General features: G+C 41.3%; 11 protein-coding genes. 9 read left to right on the plus strand and 2 right to left on the minus strand.

All coding sequences use genetic code 11. From position 1 onward, the window contains the following. Nucleotides 1–301 precede the first annotated feature (301 nt). Nucleotides 302–526 (plus strand): helix-turn-helix domain-containing protein, encoded by a 225-nt coding sequence (locus tag PENNN9_RS04375; RefSeq protein WP_058368516.1) that lies wholly within the window; start codon nucleotides 302–304, stop codon nucleotides 524–526. 156 nt (nucleotides 527–682) lie between these two features. Continuing rightward, nucleotides 683–958 carry a hypothetical protein gene (locus PENNN9_RS04380; protein WP_058368517.1) on the plus strand — a complete coding sequence of 92 codons (276 nt, stop codon included), beginning with the start codon at nucleotides 683–685 and terminating at the stop codon, nucleotides 956–958. Between the two features lie 188 nt (nucleotides 959–1,146). Here PENNN9_RS04380 and PENNN9_RS04385 read toward each other — a convergent pair whose 3' ends face one another. Continuing rightward, on the minus strand, nucleotides 1,147–2,103 hold the full coding sequence (locus PENNN9_RS04385) for a hypothetical protein (protein ID WP_058368518.1): 957 nt from the start codon (nucleotides 2,101–2,103) through the stop codon (nucleotides 1,147–1,149). Between the two features lie 25 nt (nucleotides 2,104–2,128). Beyond that, nucleotides 2,129–4,777, minus strand: coding sequence for a MobA/MobL family protein (locus tag PENNN9_RS04390; protein ID WP_058368519.1), 2,649 nt, complete (start codon nucleotides 4,775–4,777; stop codon nucleotides 2,129–2,131). A 262-nt stretch (nucleotides 4,778–5,039) separates the two neighbouring features. Between PENNN9_RS04390 and PENNN9_RS04395 the strand changes: the two genes are divergently transcribed. The 7 genes from PENNN9_RS04395 (at nucleotide 5,040) to PENNN9_RS04410 (ending at nucleotide 9,041) form a co-directional block, all read left to right on the plus strand. Then, entirely contained in the window at nucleotides 5,040–5,381 is a 342-nt protein-coding gene (locus tag PENNN9_RS04395) for a hypothetical protein (protein ID WP_025652650.1), read from the plus strand. A gap of 198 nt (nucleotides 5,382–5,579) precedes the next feature. Further along, nucleotides 5,580–5,750 (plus strand): hypothetical protein, encoded by a 171-nt coding sequence (locus tag PENNN9_RS12665; RefSeq protein ID WP_156410067.1) that lies wholly within the window; start codon nucleotides 5,580–5,582, stop codon nucleotides 5,748–5,750. A gap of 326 nt (nucleotides 5,751–6,076) precedes the next feature. Continuing rightward, on the plus strand, nucleotides 6,077–7,033 hold the full coding sequence (locus tag PENNN9_RS04400) for a replication initiation protein (protein WP_058368520.1): 957 nt from the start codon (nucleotides 6,077–6,079) through the stop codon (nucleotides 7,031–7,033). Between the two features lie 83 nt (nucleotides 7,034–7,116). Then, entirely contained in the window at nucleotides 7,117–7,344 is a 228-nt protein-coding gene (locus tag PENNN9_RS04405) for a type II toxin-antitoxin system RelB/DinJ family antitoxin (RefSeq protein WP_058368521.1), read from the plus strand. Between the two features lie 2 nt (nucleotides 7,345–7,346). Then, on the plus strand, nucleotides 7,347–7,586 hold the full coding sequence (locus PENNN9_RS12510) for a BrnT family toxin (protein ID WP_373429194.1): 240 nt from the start codon (nucleotides 7,347–7,349) through the stop codon (nucleotides 7,584–7,586). 29 nt (nucleotides 7,587–7,615) lie between these two features. Next, nucleotides 7,616–7,780: a hypothetical protein gene (locus PENNN9_RS12670; protein WP_156410068.1), complete on the plus strand. Its 165-nt coding sequence runs from the start codon at nucleotides 7,616–7,618 to the stop codon at nucleotides 7,778–7,780. Between the two features lie 259 nt (nucleotides 7,781–8,039). Further along, entirely contained in the window at nucleotides 8,040–9,041 is a 1,002-nt protein-coding gene (locus PENNN9_RS04410) for a DNA-binding protein (protein WP_058368522.1), read from the plus strand. The last annotated feature ends 798 nt before the right edge of the window (nucleotides 9,042–9,839 follow it).

Consider the following 9,839-nt stretch of genomic DNA (forward strand, 5'->3'; position numbering starts at 1 on the left):
TAAGTATATAAGTATATAAGTATATAATGTATATAAGTATATAAGTATAACTAAAAATGTACGTCACATCACTACTAATAGCAATACTTCATAGTAAAAATAGCATCGCCTTTTCTAACTAGCGCATATCCATCATGATAGACGTCCTGTATCAAAGACAGCATAATAAACTGCCTACTACTAGGTAAATTGCCGCTATTGGATATCAATTTGAGCTACTAAAAGGAATACTTTAGCCGCTCATATTCGTTATAATCCGCTCACCAATCAAAAACCACCAATCGTTAATGAGGAAACCACTATGGTGAAGTGTCACTTATCGACCATTATGGGCGAAAGACGCCTTAAAATTGCCGATGTCGCAAGAGATACTGGTATCAATCGTGGCACCATTACTCGCATGTATCATGAAGAAGCCACCCGAGTTGATCTAGATGTCATCGAGTCTTTATGCACGTATCTTAGAATCAATGTTGGTGATTTATATGAAATTATAAATGAGGACAGCAGTGAAACGCCTGAGTGAACACCCTCGCTCATAAGACATTATCACCTTTAGACGCATAAAAAGACCTTTAGAAGGTCATTTTCTCTTGCAATAGATTAAAATATAGGTATAATTTGACCTGTAGTAGGTCATTTTATCCATTATTTACATACAATAATCTATAGGAGAATATCTATGAACACTAATTTATCGCGGCTCAACAGCTGCACATGGTTTAGTGAACAGACTAAAGCTTTAGCCTCTCAGCTGTTATTCAGCTTACAAATACAGCAGGGCGTACAACTGGCATCATTACTTGGTGTTGACGCTATCCTTTATAATGATGAAGCGATTTATGTCTGGGTGCAACGACAGCTAGATGACGGTCTTATGATTGATGATTATACGTTAAGCACCCTTGAAACCGCCTTTATAGAGTTGGTCACAGCTCATACTGACCAAGCAGCCTAGTCACTTTAGCTTATATTTACAGACTTCTTGTTTAACAAGAAACAATAACCCTTAAAGCCAGATAAAGTGTCATTATCTGGCTTTTTAATATAGACAAAGATAACGACAATCAAACAAGCCTTTTTTCAGTCTTATATGTTTTAGAAGACGCACTTTTGGGCAATATAGCTCACTATTACCATACGTCTTTACTCAGTCGGCTCTGCACGCGGCACCCCAGCTATTTTATAATAAACAAAGCCTCTCTCATCTCTCAAAACACTCTTACTGTCTGCTCTAACGCACCAGCTGATTGCATCAGGCTGCTCTTTATTAACATCACAAGCCAAAATAAACTGCGCACTTTGAGCATTATTAAAGGCCTGTTTCCAACCCGTTTCAAGCTCATCGATGCCGCGCTGTAGCTCTGCTTGCTGGTATTTCATCTCTGCAATCTCATCAAAGCTTGGCACATACCAAAATACCAGGGCCACCAAACTTATTATCACAGCCATCGTACCCGCTGCGACAGCGGCTGCAATCCTTTTAATACTCATAGTCTCAATGGACTTATGAATTTTGTCCAAGTCTTTACTAGCTCTAGCCTCGACCTGCTCAATCCGCGTTTTGGTGGTGGTCTCAAAGGTCTCAATATCTTCAATAATCTGCTTATGACCAGCTTGGTACTGATTGGTGAATAGGGCTAGATTGTCAGCGCTTGCGCTAAGTTTATCAGCCACCGCTTGCATGGTACTGATTTGTACCTCTATGCTGTCGTTTTTAGCAGTAACGATCGACTCTACAGCCGTATCAATCTGCTGTTTCATATCGGTGATGATGCCTGCTATTTTGTCATCATAACGACGCGGCATCTCATTGTCAGTAAAAGCAGTCACTGCCGCTTGTAGCTGCTTTAACACGAGTTCTTGATACTGACTCAATGCCTGCGAAGTCGTGCTTGCGCTACTACCTAATTCTTCAATGGCAGAAGACACCTCATTCACCTTGCTATCAATACCGCTAAGCGAACGCTCAAGCCGCCTCGCTACCGCATCATCGGCTCGCTTAATCAGCTCACGCAAGGCCCCAATGACCGGAGTCAATGAAGTCACTAGGTTAACAAGTTGATCGTGTATGTCTTGCTCATTGCTATTGTCTTTATTCATGGGGTACTCATTATTATAATGCCGCCTAAAATGGGCGTGGTGAGGAGTAGCGGCGTGTTTGTGCTTGTTCATGCGCTTGGATGGCGTTCTTCGTTTTTTGCAGGTGATCTGTCACAGTTTGTGTGAGCGTTGCCCCATCTATGGTGATAGCAGGAACGTGCTCAAAGCGCTCATTGATTTTCGTTAACACCTCGACCTTATCTTGATTGTCAGGCAAGCGCTCAAGCTGTTGCCATAGCGTCGTTGCTGTCTTCTGCACCTGCGTTGCAATTTTTTTGGCATCGGTGTCTCGTAAACTTTTTTGTAGTGTCGTAAAGCTGTCAGTGTGTTTTAGAGTAGTGAATATAAATGCTTGTGCGGCAACCGCCTCAGCCGCGTTGATCACTTCGATCGGTGCATCAACGGCCTTAAAATCAAGGGTATTAACGCGGTTACGCACCCGTACCACTAAATTGTCAAATCGATCTCGATATGCTTTGGTCTCATTGATTCGCTGACGCTTAAGAGATGCCTGCTGCCGCCTCTGTTTTAAGGTTTCTCGCCGCCTGATCAAAGCCTCCTCTCGTGCGCGCTCAGCCTCTTTCTTAAGCTTTGCTTGCTCATGCGCTTTGTTGAGCTGATATTGCAGCGCCATAGTACGGCTGCGCCAGTCCTCAAGCCGATCTGCATTCAACTGAGTAGTCTTGGTACTTATGATTTCATCGTATAAATCATCATCTTGCACGATCACCGCCTCACTTTGATCCAGTAAGGCGATACGCTGCTCATAAAACGGTGATAAGCGCTGATAAGTCTTTTTACTGGTATTAATTTGCTGCTTTAACTGTTTGATGTCTTCATTATTGGTGGTCTTAAACGCTTTAACATCAGCGGCCAATGCCGTCAAACGAGTATCAGCATCCGCGTCTATCTCTACCGCTTTTAACGTACTGAGCACCTCACGCTCTTTTTGAAGATATTTAAAGCGCTCAACATCCAGATCTGCAAATGCGGCAAACTTATGATAAGTGTCCATGTTATTGGTGACGTCTATATCTTGTAGATCCGAAAACGCTTGATCCCACTGTAAGGATAAGTCGGATTTTTCAATATCAATCTCATCAAGAGCTTTAAAGCCAGTCGCCAGTTTATTCAGCTTTGCGGCAAAGGGTTTTAGCGTGGCCTTCAACCCTTTGTAGTCAGCAATGACTTCATTATTAAGCGGGATCAGCTTTTTTAAAACCGTTTTATTGTTCAGCACCGTTTTATCAATCTGTGACAGCTGCTCTTCAAGACGGCTAACAGCGCGGCCTGTTTGTAGGGTATCATCTTGTCTAAACTCCTCAACCAACGCTAAAGCCGCCTTTAGTGCCTCACTTTGCTCTTTTGTGCTTATCTGCCTAGCAAGCTCAATCATTTTTTGGCGGGGGTCACTAAAATCCTGTCCCACCTCCTCGGTGAACCGCTGGGTACTCTTAATGTTTTTATCAATGGTAATAATCTGTTTAGACTGGTGCGCTAACTCTTCATGCAGCGCATCAATGGTTGAAAATAAGGCGCTGCGTACCATCTTTTTTTGACTCACAAAGTCGGCTGAGATTGCTAAAAGCTCATCAAGTACGTGATCATTGGCCGCATCACTATGCGTCTGACTGTTACTTTTAGGGATAGCGGGTTCAAGTTCAGCGGCAGGATCTACAAAGCGGATATTACTGAGCTCAATTCGCGCAAAGGGTTTACGCTTTTTATAATGTATTGTGACGCCGTTAACCTCTTGTTCATTGCTTTCTAGGTCAATACGTCCCTTGTCGTCGTACTCAATTACTAAACCATTTTTTTCAATGTAAGCATTGATCTCATCAATCGTCTCGTTGTACTCGTGAATCACTGAACGATTGCCTTTGAGAATATCCTTATATAGTGATTTACCCAGTTTCATTTTTGGTAAACGATTGATGCCCAGCTCACGGTAGGATTTCTCACTAATGGTTTTATTCTTAGGCAGTAGCTCATTGGCCATATCCGCCCAAAGGGTGCGTTGATATTTAAGCTCATCGCCGCGTCCGTTTAACCCCTTAGATAACCGCTCCTCCGTTGACCACTGCAACCAATTCTTGCGTGCTGATAAAGCATAACCCTCAACATCCGCTACTATCTCACGGCTTGAGAGTAAAATATGGGCATGAAAGTTACGACTGGTCAGCTCAACCACTTCAACCTCCCCCACATGTTTCTCGTGACTGTGGGGCCGATGAATGGCCACATCGACAAGCACGTTATAGCGATCAGATAAGGTTTGAGCGTAGCGCTCGACCAGAACTATACGCTGATCCGCGGTGATCCCATCAGGAAACATCACATCAATCTCAGTACCCAATTGCGCGTTTTTACGAGTCTCAATACGTTCAATATCATTCCAGAAACCCTCACGTGTCACTGCTAGATCCCCAGCAATAGTTGGCGTTAACAACGCCGTATGCACCACATTTTTCTCAACAACTTGCGTGTATTTAGTACCATCACTGTCCACTAAATTTAAGATTTTGTCTTTAGCTTTACTGGTGTAATCGTGGACGACTCCTGACTGTTCATCAACCAGTTTTGAGCCAGAATTATAAGCCGACTTTGCCACCACGCTATGATTTTTCGCCTTACTAACAGCGCTAACCGATAGATGAAATCCTTTATTATTCATAGCAAAAAAACCCAATATTGAGAGATGATTTTTTGGGGGTTGTAGGGGGTTCGCCCCCTGCCGAACGACGGAGTTTATGTAAAAAAACAGTACCCCTTGTGGGTCTTTTTTACATAAACTCCTAAGTTCGCTCTTAACAGAGGGTTAAAATACTACTGCGCCCACGAAAAGATGTGGTCTTGTGTATTTTACTACCTTGCATACCTATGTATGTACTGCTAGGATCAACTCTATCATAGTTGGCTAAAAAAAGGATGAGGTAATGTCAGTAATATCAGATGATTTATTCGCAAATAAGATTAAGCAATTACAGGCTCTTAAAAAAGAGATTGATCAGGACAGGCTTGAAGCACATAAAATATTGGGGGAGTGGTTGGCCAACGCATTAGACGATGATGATAATCATGAACTGCAAGCTATTTTTTTAGACGCACACGATAATGAAAAATATGCTCGTTTGAAAAAGCACCGTGAATTTTTGAAAGCAATTGCCAATAAAATACAAAGTAAAGCTGAGGTGGTACCAAGCAGCTTTACACCACCTAAAAACAGTCAGGACAGTGACCACGGTTCATTGCTTGATATTTATTCATCATCACAGTAGCTACTCGAAATCGCCTAATTGAAGGTACAGCTGGATCGTCTACTAATTAGCGAAAGGTTAGGAGACGGTTATCGGCTGTTTTAAGCGTTTTAGAATAGCTTTAGCTACCATCGTATCGGACAGAGCGTAAAACGTATATAAGAGTGGTTTCTAGGCTTTTTAGCAACGGTTTGATAAGTGTTTACAGATGTGTCGATAATGGCTACTGAAAATGAAGACAAACTATCTACAAAAAATGAGACTGATATTGAGAATGTGAAAACAGGGTTGTCCAGAATGACAGACGAAGATATTCAAAATATCTTTGACCATGCTTTTGAAGATTTTCAAAGATCCAAGCTTGATCCGAACTATGTGAACGAGGATTAACATCAAGTAAATGGACAATTGCATTCTGAGCTACTGATAAGTTTTATAAGTGATTGGTCGCTCATATTATCATCTCAAATCCGTCAGTTCTTGAGCTTTTTTCCTATTATTTAATATAAAAACATATTTTTTACTTTTAAAGACTTTTAAAGACTTTTAGGACGCTCTCAGACCTTACCAATTAAGGGCTTCAAGATCTATAAAGCTACAATCAGCTAGGTTAATGCTACAATCAGCTAGGTTAATGCTACAATCAGCTAGGTTAAAAGCTACAATCAGCAGGTATTATGCTACAATTAGATAGATTTGAGCATTAAGGCGTAGATATGACTAACCAAGTTGGTTTATATGAGAAGAAATACCCTGCAAATTGGGTTGTTATGCAAAATCGTATTCTACAAGCGTTTTATGAAATGACACTTGATGAAAAACGGTTGCTGTTGCTTGCTAGTTCAGTAGTGCGTTTGATAGATGCCACTGAAAAAGACACTATAGAGATAACCGCGAAAGCATTTGCAGAGGCTTGCAACATTCAAGTGGATTCTGCTTATACTCAATTAAAAGATGCTAGTGAAACGATGATGAGGCGATTTTTTAGCTATAGAAATGAACGCGGTAGCCGTGTCAATGTACAGTGGGTCATCAGATCAATATATGAAGATGGCTATGTGTCTCTATGTTTTACAGATGAAGTGCTACTGATGTTGAAGGTTTTTGATGAAAATAATCCATTCACTAAATATAAAAAAGAAGATGTACTTAAACTGAAGGGTGAATATTCAATAGATATATACCATCTGGCCAAAAAACATGAGGCAATGAGCTCGTGGACAATGTCACTTGAAGAAATTAGAGAGGAGCTAGCTCTTTCTAAATCTTACGAACGTATTAACAACCTAAAAAGTCGAGTCATCAACCCAAGCGTTGAAGAAATAACAGAAAAGTCAGATATTAAAATCACCTATGAAAACGTTAAACGTGGTCGTACCGTCACAGGACTAAAATTTAATGTCAAAGCTAAGCCCACCAAGAAAAAAAGTCTGGAGGACTTAAATCAGAATAATGAGAATAGAGATATACCATCCTTAACCGTCAAACAGATCGACCGTTTTGCGCCTCTATTGGCTAACTATGCCCCATTTGGTAGCTATGCGCCTTCAGGAAAAAGTACCCAAGAAGTGATCAGCTGGTTACACACTCAATTAAGAGATGAAGCTTTTTTAAAGACCCATAAAAAGCATTTGCTGGCGGTAGGTTATACGTTCCCTAAGCAAAAATCATAGCAAAGAAAAAAGAGTGATTAATCTGGTACTGTCTATACAAATGGTTTATATTATATGTACACAGATAAGCCATTTGTAATGCCATGACGACAACTAATTATAATATCAGGCTCGATCAAGAGCTAAAAGAAAATGCTTTTGCCGTGTTTGAAAGCTATGGTCTAACGCCGTCTCAAGCGATTAAATTGTTCTTGACCCAAGTGGCGCAAACCAATCAAGTACCGCTATCTTTTGAATACCAGAAAGTATCAGCTGTCAGTCAAGATGAATTGCTAATCTATAAAGAGCATACTGACAGAGAGAACAGATAAGCATTAGATTTGAATGGGATGAACAAAAAAACACCAATCAGCGTAAGCACCGTTTATTATTTGAGGCAGCCGCCCGAGTTTTTCTAGACCTTTTATGCCTGCGTCAGCAAGACAGGTATGAAAATGATGAAAAGCAGTGGCAAGCGCTGGGTACAGTAGACGGTACCGCCGTCCTATTGGTAGCCCATACGCAAACAGAAATAGATAATGGTGAGGTTATACGCATTATCTATCTCAGCTAGACGTGTCAAAAAAATTAAAGGGAGCCAGTGTGAACAAAGTTAGCTATCAAATAGACGAGCTACCACCACTAACGGCCAAGCAACAAGTAGATTTAGAGCATTTAGCAACGCTTAATGATGACGACATTGATCTATCAGACATTCCAGAAGTCACCGACTGGTCAGGTGTTAGCCGTGGCAGTATTAAACCATAAGCGTTCTTTACTGAGGCCAGTATTATTGCCAAATTTAAGGATAAAACCAAGCAAACAGGCGCTAATCATTAATAAATGATAGTAATGCGCTAGAAGAGTACTTAACTGATCGTTAGCCCTAATCTAATGATTGTGACCTCAAGATTACTTGAGGTTTTTTTAAGCCTTATATTGTAGTAAATTGTATATTGTATTATACTATATACAACATACTACAAACGCTACATATTTACTCATACAAAATTAAGGACAATAATTTATGGCCATTACTACACAGCAAATTCATGCTATTGCTGATCAACTGCACGAACAAGGTATCAAACCTACTTTAGCCGAAGTGCGTAAGGCGCTGGGTGGTGGATCATTCACGACCATCAGTGAAGCCATGAAGTTTTGGCGTCAGGATAACCAACAAGAAGAGCAGCTAAGACAGGTTGAGCTACCAAGTAGCATTGCTGAACGCTTACAAACGCTTGGTGCAGATATGTGGCAGACGGCCATTGATATTGCCAATGATCGTCTGGTTAAAGAACGGGAGGCTCTAGATGGTATTAAGGCCAAGGCACAAGCTGAGACAGATGAGGCTCAAGAAGCGGTTAAGACCCTAGAGAGTGAGCAGGCTGATTTGTTAGAACAGCTCGATGAGGTCACAGCAACTGCAGAGGCAACGGCTATCACCGCGGCTCAAGTGACTGCTGAACGGGATGTGCTGACACAGACACTCAGCGATACTCAGCACCAGCTAGAACTTGAACGAGCTAAAACAGTGGCAGCTCAGGCCCAACTTGGTGACCTGCGTAGCAGTTTTGATCAGCAATCAAAAGAGCTGAGTGCCAACATATCGAAGGTGGTCACGCTTGAAGCCACTGCTAATAGCGATAAAGCAGAGATCGCGCGTCTGCAAACAGAACTGACAGCAACTAAGGATGAGCTAAAGACAGTCGTTATTGAGCGCAACGAGATAACGAATCTTACAGCAGAAGTGAAAGGAGAGTTAAAGGCCATAATCGCTGAACGTGATAAGTTATCAGGGATTAATGAGCAGCTTACTCAAAATCAAGCTAAGATTGAAGCAGATCATCAGCTACTGATTAAGCAACACGACACGTTAAATCATGAGAGAACTTTGCTTAGTACTGAGCACACTGCATTGAGTGAGCAGTATGATGAGCTTTCAATTAACTATCAATCAGAACAGGAAAAGAGTAGCTCATTGACTGCAGAGATTGAAAAGATGCGAGAGACAATTAACAATAAATAAGTCAATCCCGTTCTATTCACACTAAGCTTATGAATCAACCATGACAATATCGACTCACTGAATAAGTGATTGTTGTATATTAACTATTCTAAATTTTTCTCTGGACTCTTATAGTATATAGCCTAGTGGGCTATATACTACTTAAGTTAGCCTAAGTGAATTTATGCTGATTTTGGAGCCTTGAGCAGATTTCAAGGAACACTCACCCTAAAGCAGTTATGAGTATAATAAAAACACTCACAAACGCTTTAGTGCATTCCTTGGATTTGATGTGATTAGTCATGCCGACTTCATCGCCCATCGCGTCATCAAGACCGTATCACTGTATCAAGCTACGGTTGTTAAGATTACGGCTGATAGCACCGCCTAGACACGCTCTTAACCGCTACTGTGCTGTCATACGCTAGCAAGGGCCTAAACCCAATATACCGCTACGATATGCACGAGTAACCACTCATTGCGTTGCTCAATATGTCTAGAACCCCCTGTCGAGAGCTTTACCCTTCTGTCAAACGCAGTCGTCGCCGAGGCCTGCCACCCATTTGACGGGTAACAATTACAGAGAGAGCAGCACAAGGAGGTAACGAGCGAACAAGCAGTTTTTAAAATGTATAGTGAATAAGGTTGATATGAAAGCATATTTTGGATAAAATGCACCTACACGGGCATTTAATGCTGTTCAAATAACGCAGTTCAGGTGCTTATTTGTTCGTTACAGTGTGCGTCAACACGCTGTAACCGTTAGCTATATTTAAAACTAAATGCCTCTGGGAGTCAACTCCCAGAGGCATTTTTTGT

It is taken from the genome of Psychrobacter sp. ENNN9_III, assembly GCF_001462175.1.
GTDB lineage: Bacteria > Pseudomonadota > Gammaproteobacteria > Pseudomonadales > Moraxellaceae > Psychrobacter.

Excerpts from the sequence above, each read along its gene's own strand:
- PENNN9_RS04390 (WP_058368519.1), bottom strand. The coding sequence starts at position 4,777 with ATGAATAATAAAGGATTTCATCTATCGGTTAGCGCTGTTAGTAAGGCG.
- PENNN9_RS04380 (WP_058368517.1), top strand. The coding sequence starts at position 683 with ATGAACACTAATTTATCGCGGCTCAACAGCTGCACATGGTTTAGTGAA.
- PENNN9_RS04405 (WP_058368521.1), top strand. The coding sequence starts at position 7,117 with ATGACGACAACTAATTATAATATCAGGCTCGATCAAGAGCTAAAAGAA.
- PENNN9_RS04375 (WP_058368516.1), top strand. The coding sequence starts at position 302 with ATGGTGAAGTGTCACTTATCGACCATTATGGGCGAAAGACGCCTTAAA.
- PENNN9_RS04400 (WP_058368520.1), top strand. The coding sequence starts at position 6,077 with ATGACTAACCAAGTTGGTTTATATGAGAAGAAATACCCTGCAAATTGG.
- PENNN9_RS12665 (WP_156410067.1), top strand. The coding sequence starts at position 5,580 with ATGGCTACTGAAAATGAAGACAAACTATCTACAAAAAATGAGACTGAT.
- PENNN9_RS04385 (WP_058368518.1), bottom strand. The coding sequence starts at position 2,103 with ATGAATAAAGACAATAGCAATGAGCAAGACATACACGATCAACTTGTT.
- PENNN9_RS04395 (WP_025652650.1), top strand. The coding sequence starts at position 5,040 with ATGTCAGTAATATCAGATGATTTATTCGCAAATAAGATTAAGCAATTA.
- PENNN9_RS04410 (WP_058368522.1), top strand. The coding sequence starts at position 8,040 with ATGGCCATTACTACACAGCAAATTCATGCTATTGCTGATCAACTGCAC.